Source organism: Allobosea sp. NPDC055353 (assembly GCF_053644975.1).
Genome location: NZ_JBSHMC010000001.1, coordinates 2,760,555 through 2,776,258 on the forward strand (window position 1 = coordinate 2,760,555; position 15,704 = coordinate 2,776,258).

The 15,704-nt window shown below is 64.6% G+C and carries 17 protein-coding genes; 3 read left to right on the forward strand and 14 right to left on the reverse strand.

Translation table 11 applies throughout. From position 1 onward, the window contains the following. Positions 1 to 126 precede the first annotated feature (126 nt). Positions 127 to 576: a hypothetical protein gene (locus ACWIEX_RS12785; RefSeq protein WP_454033363.1), complete on the forward strand. Its 450-nt coding sequence runs from the start codon at positions 127 to 129 to the stop codon at positions 574 to 576. A gap of 43 nt (positions 577 to 619) precedes the next feature. Here the strand turns inward: ACWIEX_RS12785 and ACWIEX_RS12790 are convergent, their stop codons facing one another. The 14 genes from ACWIEX_RS12790 to ACWIEX_RS12855 all read right to left on the reverse strand — a co-directional run bounded on the left by ACWIEX_RS12790 (position 620) and on the right by ACWIEX_RS12855 (position 13,284). After that, entirely contained in the window at positions 620 to 1,126 is a 507-nt protein-coding gene (locus ACWIEX_RS12790; protein WP_454033364.1) for a DUF411 domain-containing protein, read from the reverse strand. Between the two features lie 26 nt (positions 1,127 to 1,152). Continuing rightward, the gene (locus ACWIEX_RS12795; protein ID WP_454033365.1) at positions 1,153 to 2,307 is read right to left on the reverse strand and encodes a putative sulfate/molybdate transporter; all 1,155 of its coding nucleotides are present in this window, start codon (positions 2,305 to 2,307) and stop codon (positions 1,153 to 1,155) included. Between the two features lie 194 nt (positions 2,308 to 2,501). Then, positions 2,502 to 5,696, reverse strand: coding sequence for an efflux RND transporter permease subunit (locus tag ACWIEX_RS12800; protein ID WP_454033366.1), 3,195 nt, complete (start codon positions 5,694 to 5,696; stop codon positions 2,502 to 2,504). Beyond that, positions 5,693 to 7,111 carry an efflux RND transporter periplasmic adaptor subunit gene (locus tag ACWIEX_RS12805; RefSeq protein ID WP_454033367.1) on the reverse strand — a complete coding sequence of 473 codons (1,419 nt, stop codon included), beginning with the start codon at positions 7,109 to 7,111 and terminating at the stop codon, positions 5,693 to 5,695. Before ACWIEX_RS12805 ends, ACWIEX_RS12800 begins: the two co-directional genes overlap by 4 nt. Beyond that, positions 7,108 to 7,497, reverse strand: coding sequence for a FixH family protein (locus tag ACWIEX_RS12810; protein WP_454033507.1), 390 nt, complete (start codon positions 7,495 to 7,497; stop codon positions 7,108 to 7,110). Before ACWIEX_RS12810 ends, ACWIEX_RS12805 begins: the two co-directional genes overlap by 4 nt. A 135-nt stretch (positions 7,498 to 7,632) precedes the next feature. Then, positions 7,633 to 7,986: a hypothetical protein gene (locus tag ACWIEX_RS12815; protein ID WP_454033368.1), complete on the reverse strand. Its 354-nt coding sequence runs from the start codon at positions 7,984 to 7,986 to the stop codon at positions 7,633 to 7,635. Positions 7,987 to 8,077: 91 nt separating this feature from the next. Further along, positions 8,078 to 8,386 (reverse strand): hypothetical protein, encoded by a 309-nt coding sequence (locus ACWIEX_RS12820; RefSeq protein ID WP_454033369.1) that lies wholly within the window; start codon positions 8,384 to 8,386, stop codon positions 8,078 to 8,080. 256 nt (positions 8,387 to 8,642) lie between these two features. Next, a complete protein-coding gene (locus ACWIEX_RS12825; protein ID WP_454033508.1) occupies positions 8,643 to 8,903 on the reverse strand; it encodes a heavy-metal-associated domain-containing protein in 261 nt (86 codons plus the stop codon). A 60-nt stretch (positions 8,904 to 8,963) separates the two neighbouring features. After that, positions 8,964 to 9,257, reverse strand: a complete 294-nt coding sequence (locus ACWIEX_RS12830; protein ID WP_454033370.1) for a hypothetical protein — start codon at positions 9,255 to 9,257, stop codon at positions 8,964 to 8,966. Beyond that, positions 9,254 to 9,532: a copper-binding protein gene (locus tag ACWIEX_RS12835; protein WP_454033371.1), complete on the reverse strand. Its 279-nt coding sequence runs from the start codon at positions 9,530 to 9,532 to the stop codon at positions 9,254 to 9,256. Before ACWIEX_RS12835 ends, ACWIEX_RS12830 begins: the two co-directional genes overlap by 4 nt. 28 nt (positions 9,533 to 9,560) lie before the next feature. After that, complete coding sequence (locus ACWIEX_RS12840) at positions 9,561 to 10,043, reverse strand: cupredoxin domain-containing protein (protein WP_454033509.1); 483 nt, start codon at positions 10,041 to 10,043, stop codon at positions 9,561 to 9,563. A 30-nt stretch (positions 10,044 to 10,073) separates the two neighbouring features. Next, complete coding sequence (locus tag ACWIEX_RS12845; RefSeq protein WP_454033372.1) at positions 10,074 to 11,510, reverse strand: multicopper oxidase family protein; 1,437 nt, start codon at positions 11,508 to 11,510, stop codon at positions 10,074 to 10,076. Positions 11,511 to 11,533: 23 nt separating this feature from the next. Next, positions 11,534 to 13,000 (reverse strand): TolC family protein, encoded by a 1,467-nt coding sequence (locus ACWIEX_RS12850; protein ID WP_454033373.1) that lies wholly within the window; start codon positions 12,998 to 13,000, stop codon positions 11,534 to 11,536. 65 nt (positions 13,001 to 13,065) lie between these two features. Further along, a complete protein-coding gene (locus ACWIEX_RS12855; RefSeq protein WP_454033374.1) occupies positions 13,066 to 13,284 on the reverse strand; it encodes a hypothetical protein in 219 nt (72 codons plus the stop codon). A gap of 178 nt (positions 13,285 to 13,462) precedes the next feature. Between ACWIEX_RS12855 and ACWIEX_RS12860 the strand changes: the two genes are divergently transcribed. Both ACWIEX_RS12860 and ACWIEX_RS12865 read left to right on the forward strand, forming a co-directional pair. Next, positions 13,463 to 14,227, forward strand: a complete 765-nt coding sequence (locus ACWIEX_RS12860) for a response regulator (protein ID WP_454033375.1) — start codon at positions 13,463 to 13,465, stop codon at positions 14,225 to 14,227. A 50-nt stretch (positions 14,228 to 14,277) separates the two neighbouring features. Then, entirely contained in the window at positions 14,278 to 15,642 is a 1,365-nt protein-coding gene (locus ACWIEX_RS12865) for an ATP-binding protein (RefSeq protein ID WP_454033376.1), read from the forward strand. Positions 15,643 to 15,704: the final 62 nt, after the last annotated feature.

Below are 15,704 nucleotides of genomic sequence, written 5' to 3' on the forward strand. Positions count from 1 at the left end.
AGGTCATATTCCGTCGCAGGTACGCGGAAGAAAATGCGTTTGCCCTTATCGGGACCTGCCGCGAGTATGAACATGCGCTGAGGTCGGTCTGTGACCCAGGCAACCCAGGAAATGCCGGAGGTTCGCTTGACGCCTTCGCTTCATCCGTTGGCATCACAACCACTTCCGTCGTTCATTCCGGCGCCGGGAGGCCCGGACTATTTAATGATCGGAATGGCGATCTTCCTGATCGCGTTCGCGCTCGCATTAGGCCTCCTGTATCTAAGGCTTCATGCGCTTCCCGACCACATCGCGCACAAGTCTACAAAGGTGCAGTATCAGGTCGTCTGCGTCCTGGGCTTGCTCGCCATGTTCACCCATGTGCACGCGTTCTGGGTTGCAGGACTACTGCTTGCCCTGATCGATATCCCTGATTTCAGTGGTCCGATCGGGAGGATGACCGACGCGCTTGAGCGGATGGGCGACAACCGTCGAAACGGGCTGAAGAGCAATGACAATCGCCAGTTTCCGCCTGCCAATCCGCGGTCGCCAACCCTGGTTGAAGGCGAGCGGCGTGGTGACAAGGCCGCTTCCTGACCACAGCAGAGCCCGCCGCCTCCTGTCGACCGCGAGACGGCGCTCAACCCGCTCGTCCGGGGATCTGCTGGGCCCCGCGATAGCGGGCGAACACGTTCTGCCTCCCTGCGGAGAAGATGACGACGTCATAAGTCTGAGCGGGATGGCCCGGCACCTCCATTCCGGGCGAGCCGACCGGCATCCCTGCGACCGCGATGCCGGTCACCTTCGGGCGTTCGACCAGCAATCGCTTGATTGCCTCGGCCGGAACGTGACCTTCGACGACGTAGCCAGCGACTTCGGCACTGTGGCAGGAGGTCAAGGCATCAGGCACGCCGAGCCTAGCCTTGAGCGGCATCACGTCGGGAATTTCGACCACCTCGACGGGAAAGCCTGCGGCCTTCACATGAGCAACCCAATTGCCGCAGCATCCGCAACTCGGATCTCGGGTCACCTTCATCTTCGGAAGCGCTTCCGCTGCCCGCGACGGACGCCACAAGGCAGCACCGACGATGGCTTGCATGGAACCTAATACGAGGGCGCGACGGGATGGATACGGCTCGACGCTCATGCTGTCTCCCGGGCTTCATTGCCCCGCTAACGTGAGTTCCTGATGGCGCGGCGCAGGAACTCGGCGGCCAAGCCGCCCGCGAGGCCTATCGCCGGATTGAGCAATGCCGTCGAAGCCGCGGCGATGCCGATGGCGGGCCAGCAGTCGGGCCTGGAATCGAAGAGGCGCCTCGACAAGGCGAGATCGGTCCCCGCCATCAGCAGCAAGGCCCCGACGGCACTGAGCGGTATCGTCGCGAACAGAGCCGCGGCATTGGCGGCGAAGCCCAGGGCGAGCACAAGGAGGATCGATCCGAAGAGGATCGGAGCCCATCCGGAACGGGCACCGAAGCGATGCTGTGCCGTCACGCCGCCAGCGCCATGGCACATCGGCATGGCGCCCAACGGAGCAAGCAGGAGATTGCCGATGCCGGACGTCAGGGCGAGGTTTCGGACGGACGTCCGCTCCGTACGGTCCGGATAGAGCTCACCGCAAACAGCCGCCGTGACGATCACCGCATTGGTCAATGTCAGCGGCATCTGCGGTAGGACGGCGAGTTCGATTCCCTCCCACACCGATCTCCAGCTCTGCGGAAGGACAAGAGCCGGGAGTTGCCACTCGAAGCCGGACAGATCGGGGCGCTTCGTTAGTCCGGTTGCAAGGGCCGTCCCCGTGGCCGTGACGAGGACAAGAAGCGTGGCCGGAGCCCTTGGCCAGATCCGCGGCAGTCCCGCGAGGGCGGCCAGCGCGGGGAAGCCGATCCAAGGTTCGGCGGTCACCATCTTGATGCCGAGCCATCCCATCGTGATGCCGAGACCGAGTTGAAGCCCGGCAGTGACGGATTGCGGTATTAAGCGGGCCACGCGTCCGATCAGACCGGTCGCGCCCAGAACAACGAGAACGATCCCGATGACGAGCCCGGCGGCCGCCGTCCCCTCCGCCGAGAGCTGGCCGGTCAGCAGAACCGCGGAGACCGCCTTCATCGGCTGGACGGCCATCGGCAATCCGTAGAAGAGCCCGGCCCCCACCAATGACACACCGAAGCCGAAGAGCACCCCGGCGGGCGCCAAGCCAGCCACTGTCATGGCGCCGATCACGTGCGGGATGAAGGTTCCGAGATCGCCACAGGCCCCAGAGCATTCGGCAAGCCAGCTACGCCGCCCTGGCCGATTAGTCGCGGTTGGAAGGTTGCTAGCAGTCATCCGATGCCGAGCGAGTCTTGTCTCTCCTCACTGTGGACCAACCAGCCGCGCTTGTCTCAACGATCGTCGCGCGTCCGGCCTCACTCACCGGAAGAAGAGGTATTTGGCAAGGGCGGCGATCGCCAGCACCAGGACAACGATGGCGAGCAAGCCTACGAGCCCCATGCCCCAGCCCATGCCATTCATCATCTCGTTCATCTCGGTTCCTCCGCATATTCGACGGGGGACGTGATGCGTCCCGGGTCTATCTCCGACGCAACCTTCTCGGCCACCGCTGACGGTGGCAGCCGCCAACCCTTGACCAAGCCGTAAATCGCCGGGATCACCAGCAGCGTCAGCACCGTCGAGGACACCATGCCGCCGATCATCGGCACGGCGATGCGCTGCATCACTTCCGAGCCCGTTCCGGTGTTCCACAGGATCGGCAGCAAGCCCGCCATGATCGCGACCACGGTCATGATCTTCGGCCGCACGCGTTCGACGGCGCCGAGCATGATCGCCTCGTGCAAATCGGCTCGCGTGAAGGCTCGCCGCTCCAACTCTCGGCGCGCCTCCACCTCGTTCAAGGCATGGTCGAGGTAGATCAGCATAATCACCCCGGTCTCGGCGGCGACGCCCGCAAGGGCGATGAAGCCGACAGCGACGGCGACGGACATGTTGAAGCCGAGCCACCAGAGCAGCCAGACGCCGCCGACGAGCGCGAAGGGCAGCGACAGCATGACGATGAAGGTCTCGGTCAGCCTGCGGAAATTCAGGTAGAGCAGCAGGAAGATGATCGCGAGTGTCACCGGCACGACCAGCTTGAGGCGCGCCTCCGCCCGTTCGAGATACTCGAATTGCCCGCTCCAGGCGATGCGATAGCCCGGTGGCATCTCGACGCTCTTGGCGATCGCGTCCCGGGCGTCGCGAACATAGCCACCGAGGTCGCGACCCACGGTGTCGACGAAGATGTACACCGCGAGCTCGCCATTCTCGGTCCGGATCGAGGTCGCGCCACGCTTTCGCTCGATACTCGCAACCTCTCCAAGCGGGACGCTGGCGCCGGACGGCGTCGAGACCTGAACCTCGCGCGCGATCGTCTGTGGATCGGAGCGGAGGTCACGGGGGTAGCGGATGATCACGCCGTAGCGCTCGCGCCCCTCGACCGTCGTTGTCACGGTCTCGCCGCCCATCGCCATCACAACCGCATTCTGGACGTCGCCGACCGAGAGCCCATAGCGCCCTAGGGCGATGCGGTCCGGCACGATGTCGAGGAAGTACCCGCCGATGACCCGCTCGGCATAGGCGCTGCTCGTGCCCGGCACCGCCTTGAGCACGGTCTCGACCTGGCGTGAAATCGCCTCCATCCGTGCGAGGTCGGTGCCGAAGACCTTGACCCCGATCGGTGTGCGGATGCCCGTCGCCAGCATATCGATGCGGGCGCGGATCGGTTGCGTCCAGGCGTTGGAGACGCCGGGGAATTGGAGCGCCTTGTCCATCTCCGCCTTCAGGCCGTCGAGCGTGACGCCCTCGCGCCATTCGGCCTTGGGCTTTAGGTTGATGATGGTCTCGAACATCTCGGTCGGAGCCGGGTCAGTCGCGGTCTGGGCGCGGCCGGCCTTGCCGTAGACCGATGCGACCTCCGGGAAGGAACGGATGATCCGGTTCTGGGTCTGGAGCAGCTCCGCCGCCTTGGTCACCGAGAGCCCAGGTAACGTCGTCGGCATGTACATCAGCGTGCCCTCGTCGAGCGATGGCATGAACTCGGAGCCGAGCTGCCGGGCAGGCCAAAAGCTGAGCCCGAGGACCGCGAGTGCGAGAACGATCGTCAGGGTTTTGGCCCCAAGAACGCCGCGGATGAACGGCCGATAGAGCGCGATCAGCATCCGATTGATCGGGTTGCGATGCTCCGGGATGATCCTACCCCTGACGAAGACGACCATCAGTGCCGGGACGAGCGTCACCGACAGGAAAGCCGCCGCCGCCATGGCGAAGGTCTTGGTGAAGGCAAGCGGCCCGAACAGGCGGCCCTCCTCCGCCTCCAGCGTGAAAATCGGCAGGAAGGAGACGGTGATAACCAGCAGGCTGAAGAACAGCGCCGGTCCGACCTCGCTCGCCGCCTCGATCAGGATCTCGACGCGCGGCTTGCCTGGCTGAGCTCGTTCGAGATGCTTGTGGGCGTTCTCGATCATCACGATCGCGGCGTCGATCATCGCGCCGACCGCAATCGCGATGCCGCCGAGGCTCATGATGTTCGAGCCAAGGCCGAGCGCCTTCATCGCGGCGAAGGCCATCAGGATGCCGACCGGCAGCATAATGATCGCCACCAGGGCGCTGCGCAGGTGCAGCAGGAAGACGATGCAGACCAGCGCAACGATGATGCCCTCCTCGATCAGCGTGTCCTTCAGCGTCTCGATAGCCCGTTCGATCAATCCCGAGCGGTCATAGACCGGCACGATCTCAGCCCCGCCCGGCAGGCTCGCCGCGATCTCGGCAAGCCGGGCCTTGGCGCGATCGATGACGGAAAGCGCATTGGCGCCGAAGCGCTGCAGGATGATGCCGCTCGCGACCTCCCCCTCGCCGTTGAGCTCGGTGATGCCGCGCCGCTCGTCCGGCCCGATCTCGATCCGGGCAACGTCGGAAAGCCGCAGAGGCACCCCGCGCTCGCTTTTCAGCACGATGTTCTCGATGTCGGCGATCGACTTCAGGTAGCCGCGGCCGCGCACCATGAACTCGAACTCGCTGAGCTCGACCGTGCGCCCGCCGACATCCAGGTTGCTGCTGCGGACTGCTTCGCGCAGTGCGGTCAACGAGACGCCCTGGGCACGCAGCCGCACGGGATCGACCACGATTGCATATTGCTTGACGAAGCCACCGACGCTGGCGACCTCCGCCACGCCTTCCGCACGGGAGGCGGCGAAGCGCACCGTCCAGTCCTGCAAGGAGCGTAGCTCAGCCAAGTTCATCTCCTTGGCCATGACTGCGTATTGGTAGACCCAACCGACGCCGGTCGCGTCCGGCCCAAGCGTCGGCGAGACGCCCGTCGGAAGCCTGCGCGCGGCGGCGTTGAGGTATTCGAGCACCCGCGATCGCGCCCAGTAGGGATCGGTTCCGTCCTCGAAGATGACGTAGACGAAGGAGACGCCGAAGAAGGAGAAGCCGCGCACGACGCGCGCCTTCGGCACGGTCAGCATCGAGGTTGTGAGCGGATATGTGACCTGGTCCTCGATCACCTGCGGCGCCTGGCCGGGATATTCGGTGTAAACGATGACCTGGACGTCGGAGAGGTCGGGGATGGCATCGAGCGGCAACGTCCTGAGCGCGTAGACTCCGGCGGCCACGGCGAAGGCCGCGCCGACGAAGACGAGGATCAGGTTGCGCGCCGACCAGGCGATCAGGCGGGCGATCATGGCTTGGCCTCCGGCTGCGCGAACCCGCTCAGGGCGGCCTTGAGGTTGCTTTCGGCATCGATCAGGAAATTGGCTGAGATGACGACGCGGTCGCCCTCGAAGACGCCCTCGGTGATTGCGACGATACCATCGCCGCGACGGCCAAGCCTGACTTCACGCGGCTCGAAGCGGCCCTCGCCGCGGTCGAGGATGACGATGCGGCGCGTCCCGCTGTCGATCACGGCGCTGTCGGGAACCACAAGTTCCGGGGCTTCGTCGCCGGAGCCGATCTCGACGTCGGCATACATGTTCGGCAGCAAGATGCCGTCCCGATTGGCTAGCTCAACGCGGACTTTCGCGGTGCGCGTTGCGTCCGCGATTTGCGGGTAGATTACGCTGACTTGACCCTCGAATGAGGTCCCGGGACGGCCGCGCAGTCGGACTGTCGCCGTCGCACCGATCCGAACCGCAGCAAGCTCGCGTTCCGGCACGTCGGCGACGACCCAGATCGTCGAGATATCGGCGAGTCTGAACAGGCTGTCACCGGCCGCCATCTTCATGCCGTCGCTGACGCTGCGCTCCAGGACGATGCCATCGCGTGGTGCCGACCAGTTGATGGTCAGCGGCACCTTCCGGCTGCGCTCGATCTCGGCGATGACCTCCGGCGGTACGCCGAGGTTCTCCAGGCGCTGTCGTGCGCCACCCTCGGGCACGCCGCGCCCTGCGGCATTGAGCTCCGTGATGAACTGCGCTCCCGCGGTGCTGATCTCGGGAGAATAGAGCCGCACGAGCCGCGTACCCTTGGTGACGCGATCGCCCGTCGTGACCGGCGCGACCTCCTGGACGAAGGCGTCCGCGCGCATCGACACGACCGAGATCCGCCGCTCGTCGAGCTGCACCGTGCCAGGTACGCGGATCGCCTGGCCGACGGCGCGACGGCTGACCGGCTCCGAGCGCACGCCGCTGCGCTGGATGCGTCCGGGCGACAGTTTGACGATCCCCTTCTCGCTCCCCTCACCGTCGTAGACGGGGAGGTAGTCCATCCCCATCGAGTCCTTCTTGGGCACTGGCGAGGTGTCCGGGAGGCCCATGGGATTGCGGTAGTAGAGAATGCGGCCCTTCCCCGCCTCGGCCACCTTCTCTTCTCCGGGCGGCTTCTCCTCGAAGCTGATGTCCTCACTGGCATGGACGGCCCTGAACGGTCTCCCGTCCTCGGCCTGGCGTGGCTGCGCCGAGTAGACCGGTCTCCGGTCGGGGTGCTGGTAGTAGATCACCGGCCCGGTGCCTCGAGGTTCGCTCGCGGCGTGCGAACCTTCGATGCCGAGCCACGCGAGCAGACCGGGTGCGGCAAGACCGCGATGCCCGGCCCAAAAGCCGGTGCCTCCCGCCGCCAGAATGGCGGCGAGAGCCACACCCGTGAGGGCGATACGTTTCATGGGATCGCCTTGAGGATCAGCTTGTTTTCAAGCGTGCCCGTCTCGCCTTGGACCTTCGCCCCGAGCGACAGGCGCCAGCCTCCGGCCATGGAGAGGCTCGTCTTGAAACGATAGGTCCCCGGCTCGGTCGAGGGCATTGCCTCGATCGGCGATGCCATCGTCTCCATCCCATCGGGCGCCATGTCGATGCGCTTGGCGAAGATCACCGCGTCCGGGACCGGCTTACCGGAACGTTTGTCGATGAGTTGAACGGCGACGGTCACGCCGTTCCCCTGCTTGAGCTCGCTCTGCACGAGGCGGAATTCATAGTCCTTGATATCCGCGAGTGCCGGGAGCGAGACGGCGGCGAGCGGGAGCGCAGCGACAAGCGCGCGCAAGGTGTTCATGGATGTCATGGTCTAAATCCTGAGAGCGTCAGGCTGCTGCGCGTGCGCAGAGCCTCGAACGTGGCGCGAGCCACGGTTGACCGACCGCCCGGGCTGCCGTGCGGTCGAAGCCGACGCGCTGGCGCCGGCGATGTCTCAGGTTCGCGGAGGTCGGGCGGGCGGCTCGAACGGCCGTGAGGCTCGGGCGGAATCGTCGCTGAAAAGGCCGATCATGGCGATGACGGGCTGAACGAGCGTGACGAAAGCGGTCGGCTCGCTCGGGAAGCACTTGGCCAGGCAAAAACTCAGCGCCGGGCAGTTCGTCGCGCAGTCCTTCGCCTTGCCTTGGTCGGTCGGGCAGCACGGCATGTCCGCGTCCATCGACATGGCCGCTTCCGTGATGTCCGTCCGGCCGTATCCGGCCTGCGCCGGGCTGACAAAGGCAGCCAGGACGGTGGCCATGACGAACAGGGCCAGAACCAGACAATGCGCTAGGAGCCGCAACTTCATAGGCTCATTCTGCCATGATGCCGGTCAGCGCAAAAGCTTCCGGCCTTCAGGTTCACGTGAACGCGGCGCGGCATGATCCCGGCCGCACCCTTTAACCCACCCTGCGATTGATGATGTTGAAAAGGAACGCGATCATCACTCCCGCATAGCCACCGAAGGCCAGGCTCTGGACGGTCCCCAGAGCAAGGCTGCGCAGGTCGAACCCGGTCAAGCCGAGATAGAACTGCAACCATGGCCGATGCAGTCCCCAGTCGGGCGCGATCATGCCGAGCAGCATGCAGAGCAGAAACGAAATCACGGCAAATGCGGCAAGCGTCGCGCCGCATATGCGCAGCGGGAGCTGCAACGGCGCGGGCGCCGTACCGCTCTGTCCAGTGGTCGGGAAGGCAATGCTGGTCATGGCGATGCTCCTCCTCATCTGACGACTGGGGCGGGATCCGGTGCTTTCGTCCGTGATTTCCCTGCCCGAGGCGTCGTTGAATCAGCGATTCCGCTGAAATCCAACCATACGCTCATCCCCGAACTCCACTTTGATTGGGATCAAACTTCACTACCGGATGGACGCCGCGATGAGGCAGGCGCCGACCAACTGAACCGCTGCGCCACTCCCAGGAGACCTGAAGGTTTTCGTTGGCCGACGCGGCTTGCCGTGTGCCTCAGGTGATTGGTTCGACGCCAGGTGTGTATCCGGCTCCGATCACGATCGATCTGATGGCCGCGAACTCGGCAGGCCCTCGGACGCTGACGATCTTCGAGCCCGGGTCCGCGGACACCGTTGTCCCGGGCAACCCCGTCTTGATCGCGTTCTCGATCGTCCCGGCGCAGTGGCCGCAGGCCATATCATCGACGCGGAAATTGATGGCGTCCTCGCTGATCCGCGCTTCGGCCGTCGGGCTTGATTTCTGGCAAGAGCACATCGCTGCAAACTCCTTGATGGGCAACTGAAGATCAGCATGCACCTTCCCATCATGGTAAGGTCAAGGCCGATCCCGTTCTTCAGGCGGCGCACTGACCGAGCAGCGATCACCGCTGCAGACGATGTCGATGATCTTGTGTGAGGATCCCAGACAGTTGGCGCGATAGACGACCATCGTCTCCTGTTTAAGCGCCGTCTCGATCTTGGGCTCGATGCAGCCTGCTTCAAGCAGGGCGCGCTGAAGACCGACGTCACTGGCTTGCGCGGTGGAGATGCTTGCCAGGATCGCGATTGCGATGTGGGCGAGACGAAGTCGGGCGGGCCGTGCGGGCCCGCCCTGGGTAGTGATGATCACTTGGTCTTCTGAAGCTTGGTGACCGTGATCTGACCGTTCACGCGGTCGGCATCGAACTTGATCTTGTCCCCGGATTTCAGGCCTTTCAGCATGGCCGGATCGCCCGCCCGGAACACCATGGTCATGCCCTCCATGTCGAGGTTCTTGATCGGGCCGTGGTTGATCGTGAGCTTGCCCTGGGACGCGTCGACCTTGGTGACGGTGCCGTTGACCGACTGAGCTGCGGCCGGCAGCGCGAAGGCGACGAAAACGATGGTGGCAACGGTTTTCAGCATCGGATGCTCCTTTGACTGAGCGAGGCGTTTACTTGACGATGATTTTGCCGGTCATGCCCGCTTCACGGTGACCGGGAATCAAGCAGGAGAAGTCGAACTCACCCGCCTTGGTGAACTGCCAGACGATCTCACCGGTTTTCTTCGGGGCGAGACGCTTGGCGTTCGGGTCGTCGTGCTCCATGTCGGGATTCTTCTGCATCTCGATCGCGTGCTTGAGGTTCTCCTCGAGCGTGGCGAGGACGAGTTCGTGGTCGAGTTCGCCGTTGTTGCGAAGCGTGAACTTCACCTGCTCGCCGCGCCGAACCTCGATCCGATCCGGTATGAAGGCCATCTTGCCGTCCTTCTCGCTCATTACGACCGAGACGATGCGAGCAGGCTTCTTCGGATCGCCTGGCTTGCCATAGGCGGTCTCGTCGCCATGGCTGTGACCTGCACCGCCAGGCCCGGCCCAAGCCGCACCGACCGAAAGCAGGGTAGCGAGAGCCGCAAGTGTGAGTGTCGACGTCTTCATCGTCATGTGGATGCTCCTGAAAGTCGGTGGTCAGTGATTGGAATGCGGGTTTTTGGCAGCGCTGAGCGGCTTACCGTTCGGACCGAGTTTCGGCTTTCGCGGATCCTTGACCCGCCAATCGACGGATTGGACACCGCTGTCCGGCCCCTTTGTGCGGGGCGCTTCACTGAGCTTCGCGCCCTTGTATTCGAAGGCGACCGTCCCCTCGGGGTTCTTGTACGGTCCCGGGTCCTTGTAATCGGTCTTTGCCAGCCCCTCGCGGACCTTCACCACCGAGAACATTCCGCCCATCTCGACCGGGCCGAATTGAGCGAACCCCGTCATCATCGGCAAGGTGTTGTCGGGCAGTGGCATTTCCATCGAGCCCATCTCGCCCATGCCGTTCGAGCCCATCGGCATGTAGCCGGGCGCGATCCTGGCGATGCGCTTGGCGAGATCCTTCTTGCCGACGCCGATATAGGTCTTCACCGAATGGCCCATGGCGTTCATCGTGTGATGCGACTTGTGGCAATGGATCGCCCAGTCCCCCGGCTCGTCGGCGACGAAGTCGAAGGCGCGCATCTGGCCGACCGCGCAGTCGACCGAGACCTCCGGCCAGGCCGCGGCCGGGTCGACCCAGCCGCCGTCGGTGCAGGAGACCTTGAACTCGTAGCCATGCATGTGGATCGGATGGTTGGTCATGGTGAGATTGCCGAACCGGATCCGCACCTTGTCGTTCAGCCCGACCACGAATGGGTCGATCCCTGGAAACACCCGGCTGTTCCAGCACCACAGGTTGAAGTCGAGCATGGTGTTGACCTTCGGCACGTAGGAGCCGGGCTCGATGTCGAAGGCGTTGAGCAGGAAGACGAAGTCCCGGTCGACCCGGCGGAAGGCCGGATCGCTAGGATGGACGACGAAGAAGCCCATCATGCCCATCGCCATCTGCACCATCTCGTCGGAATGCGGATGGTACATGTAGGTGCCGGAGCGACGGAGCTGAAACTCGTAGACGAAGGTTTTGCCCGGTGGGATATGCGGCTGCGTTAGGCCACCGACGCCGTCCATGCCGTTCGGCAAGCGCTGGCCGTGCCAGTGGATCGTGGTGTTCTCCGGCAGCTTGTTGGTGACGTAGATACGGACCTTGTCACCTTCGACAGCCTCGATCGTCGGCCCCGGCGACTGGCCGTTATAGCCCCAGAGATAGGCTTTCATGCCCGGAGCCATTTCGCGCTCGACCGGTTCGGCGACGAGATGGAACTCCTTCCAGTCACCGTTCATGCGCCAGGGCAGCGTCCACCCGTTCAGCGTGGCGACCGGCTGATAGTCGGGTCCCGAGGTCGGTGTGAGCGGGGCCTGCGTCGAGGCCTCCGTCATGGTTGGCGCCTCCGGCACAGCGGCGAAGGCAGAGCGGCCCGAGACGGCAGCGGCCCCTGCGAGCACGAGGCCCGACGAACCCATGAAGCCCCTACGTGACAGCGTCGTCATGTCTCGCTCCTTCCGGGACTGGGTCAATGCGCTGCCCCTCCCCCTTCGCCGCCACCGGCGGCCGCCACTGTGGCTCCGCCGCCACCACCCAATCCGCCGCCGATCAACGCGTGCTTGAAGTCGGTATGGGCGATCCAGAAATCTCGCTTGGCGTTGATCGCCGCGACGTTTGACAGGATGCGCCCGCGGGCATCGACGATGAGGTCGGTCACGTCGTTCAGCATGCCGTTGTAGTGCAGCAGCGACTCGTCCTGGATGATCTTGCGCAGCGGCAGGACATTGTTCTCGTACTGCCGCGCGATGTCATAGCTGGCGCGGTACCCGGTATAGGCCTCGCGCGCCTCGGAGCGCACGTTGACAGCCTTCTCGGCCAGGCGATTGGCGGCCTGCATATAGGTCTGCTCAGCCAAGGCGACCTTGGACTGCCCGAAGTCGTAGATCGGGATCTCGATATCCAGTTCGAGCGTTCGGCTGCGGCTGCTCTCGCGCTCGACATGGCCGTCATCGGACACGCTACGTCCGCGATCGTAAGTGCGGCGTCCGAGCAGGTCGACGTCGTTGACGAAGCGCGTCGCCTGCGTCAGGCCGAGCGACTTGGCGAGCGCGTCGAGATCGGCGCGAGCGATCTGGATGTCGATGCGCTTGCGCAAGGCCTCCGCCTCGATCGCCTGCGCGGCTCTGATGCGAGGGAGCCCTGGGAGCGCAGCGGGCAGTCGGAACTTGAGGTCGTCGCCCCACAGCCCGAGTTGGCGCACCAGCCGTTCGCGTTCCTGGCGCTGCTGAAGGCGCGCCTGCGCCAGTTGGGTCGCGAGCTCGGCATCGAAGGCAAATTCACGGGCCTGGTCGAGCTTGTTGACGCCACCGGATTCGCCGAGCCGCTTCAGCAGCTCCGAAGCCGCGTCCGACGATGCTTTGGCCTGCTGGAAGAAGCCGACCTGCGCGTTCGCGGCGACTGCGCGGTAGTACTGTCTGCGCGTGTCCGCGGCGAGCCTGAGCACGGCCTCGGCCGTCCTTAGCTGCGCGGTGCGAAACCTGTCCCCGGCAATCTCGGCCCGGGCCGGTAGCGTGGCCAGCGCGAGGAGGCTGCCCGCTATCTGGCGCTCGATTTCAATCTCGAACCGGCCCGAAAGCTTGGATACGCCGAAGACTGGGTTCGGGGGTAGGCTCGATGCGACCATCTGCGCCTCGGCCACGCCGAGCTCGTTGAAGGATGCCTGGAGGCCGCGATTGTTCAGCAAGGCGATCTGGACTGCGGAATCCGCCGTCAGGGGTTTGCGCAGGAGCTGATCGACCCGCACCTTGGTGGTCGATGCCGTCTGGTCATCACCGACCTTGACCACGTCCTTGCCGATCTCGGCGTAAGCAACGGCCTGGACCGGGTTCATGCCACCGTCGGCGGACAGGCTCGCACACCCACCGAGCAGCGCCGCAACACCCGCGAGCAGCCCCAGCTTGAAGCAACGGTGAGCATTTGTGGCAGCGGCGATCAAGGCAGGCCTCTCTCGGCCGTCGGCCGGGGCTAGGTCGAGCGAAACGGTCGGGCGAGCGGTGGCTCTCATGATTGCGGTCCGACCCGGCGGTTGAGCTCGCGCCAGTCCTTCGGCTCGGCCGGGCGAAGTGCCTCCGCACCGGCTGTCACGCTGCGATAGCCAGTCGCGGGAACCTTGATGTTGGGATCGGCAGGCCGGGCCAGGTAGTCCGGGACGGATGCGAGCGAACAAGCACCGAGCGCGAGCCCGACCAAAGCGATGATCGGCACTTTCACGAATGTCACGACTCGGGCTCCCTCGGCTTCGGTGAACCCAGGGGTAGCAACCGCCCCCGTCCGACGTCCGTTACAAATTGTTTCAAAGCCAGGCGGGCACGGACCTTCAGGGAGCGCTATTCTGCCAACGCCATAGAGCCGAAGGTGCATCCGAAAGAACCGGAGGCATCTCAGCGAGGACCGCAGCGTGAACCAAGCTCCCGCCTCCATCTCGTCCGACGATCACGGGCACGTCCTCGTGGTCGACGACGATCCGCAGATTCGGCTGCTGGTGGCGCGCTTTCTTCAGCGCCATGGGTACCAGGTGACGGGCGCGTCCGATGGCCGTGGCATGATGGACGTTCTGGCCCATACGGAAATAGACCTGATCGTTCTGGACCTCATGTTGCCGGGGCGATCCGGCGTCGAGCTTTGCCGCGACGTGCGCGCAACCTCGCAAGTCCCAATCGTCATGCTAACTGCCCGCAGCGAGGAGAGCGACCGCATCCTGGGCTTGGAAGGCGGCGCCGACGACTACGTCACGAAGCCCTTCAGCCCACGCGAACTGCTCGCCCGCGTGCGCGCCGTGCTGAGGCGTTCGCGGACGGCACGCGGCCTCGGGGGAACGCGGGCGAGCGAATTCATCTCGTTTGATGGCTGGAAAATGGACATGCGCCGCCGCGAGCTCCAGTCGCCTTCGGGGACATTGGTCGATCTGTCGACGGGGGAGTTCGATCTGCTCGTCGCCTTCGTCGAGCACGCGAACCGCGTTCTTTCGCGCGAGGCGCTGATGCAGTTCGCCAAAGCCCGGGCGAGCGATGACCCCTTTGACCGGACCATCGACGTTCAGATCAGCCGATTGCGCCGCAAGCTCGAGGCTGACCGCAATGGTGGGCAACTCATCAAGACGATCCGAGGCGCCGGGTATATGTTCACCTCGAGCGTCCGATTGCATGAGGGGCTGCCCGCTTGAGGAGATCCCTGAGCCGTCTCTTTCCCGACACCGTCGCGAGCCGTGCGATCTTGATCCTCGTCGCGGCGTTGCTCGCCTTCCATTTCCTCGGCTACTGGGCCTACCGCGTCGGCGTGGAAGGCCTCGCGACGGCAGCGCGTGATCGCGGCTTGGCCGAGCGCATGGTCTCGATCAAGCGGGCTATCGCCAGCCTGCCGGAAGCCCCGGACCGGGACCGCGTTGCGCATGATCTGTCGAGCGCCAGCCTCGAGGTGCATTGGAGCAAGGTCAGCCTGGTCCTCGGATCCGCGCCCCAGACGGAGAGGACCCGGACGATGGAGGCCAGGCTCAAGGAGCTGGTGCCGGACCTGGCCGCGGAGTCCTTCAGGGTCGGGTTCGCCGACGACGGCGCGCTCGAAGCCGGTGACGCAGACGCCTACAAGCACATGATGCTGGTATCGGTGCGGCTGGACGACGGCTCCTGGGTCAATTTCTCGTCGTCGGCGCTCGGAGCGACCCAGCACGCCGACTGGAGCGTGCTGACAGTGACGATCTGCTTCGGCGTCGGCATCGTCGTCGTTGCCCTACTGCTCTTGCGCTGGGCGATACGGCCGTTGCGCGACCTCGCCATCGCAGCCGAGCGCTTCAGTCTCGATCAGACCCCTCATCCTCTTTCGGAAAGCGGACCGGCCGAGGTCCGGCGGGCGGCGCGAGCGTTCAACACGATGCGCGAACGCATCCAGCGCCTAGTCACGGAGCGAATGCAGGCCCTCGCGGCGGTCTCCCACGACCTGCGCACCCCCATTACACGTTTGAGGCTCCGATCTGAGCTACTCGACGACGACGCAACCCGGGTCATGGTGGACGCCGATCTCAATGAGATGGAGGGCATGATCGACTCGACGTTGGAATATTTGCGCGGAGGCATATCAAGCGAGCCGATCCGCCCGATCGATATTGCCTCGGTGATCGAGACTATCGTCGACGAGCAGCTAGATCAGGGGCACAAGGTGACGCTGTCCGGCTTGAAGTCGGGGCCGGTGCTGGGGCGGTTCTTATCGTTGAAGCGCGCCTTCTCCAACATCATTGGGAACGCGGTGAAATACGGCACCCATGTCGCCGTCGCGATCGAGGAGGCAGACGGCAACCTGGTCGTGACGGTCGAGGACGAGGGGCCGGGCATTCCTCCCTCCGACATGGAGCGCGTCTTTCACCCGTTCGTGCGGCTGGAGGAATCGCGAGGGCGCCAGACCGGCGGCTCCGGTCTCGGCCTTACGATTGCGTCTGCCGTCGTCTATTCTCATGGTGGCCGGATAGAACTGGCCAATCGCCCGGCTGGGGGCCTGCAAGTAACGCTGGCCTTACCGAAGCTCGACCAGGGATCGCCCCACCCGGCCGAGACAATATCGGCTGATGGTCTAGCTCGCCAACGATAAAGCGCTTGCGGCTTCAGGCGGATGTAGTTGACGTTCCGGCGTGGTCCGTTCAGGCCTGTTCT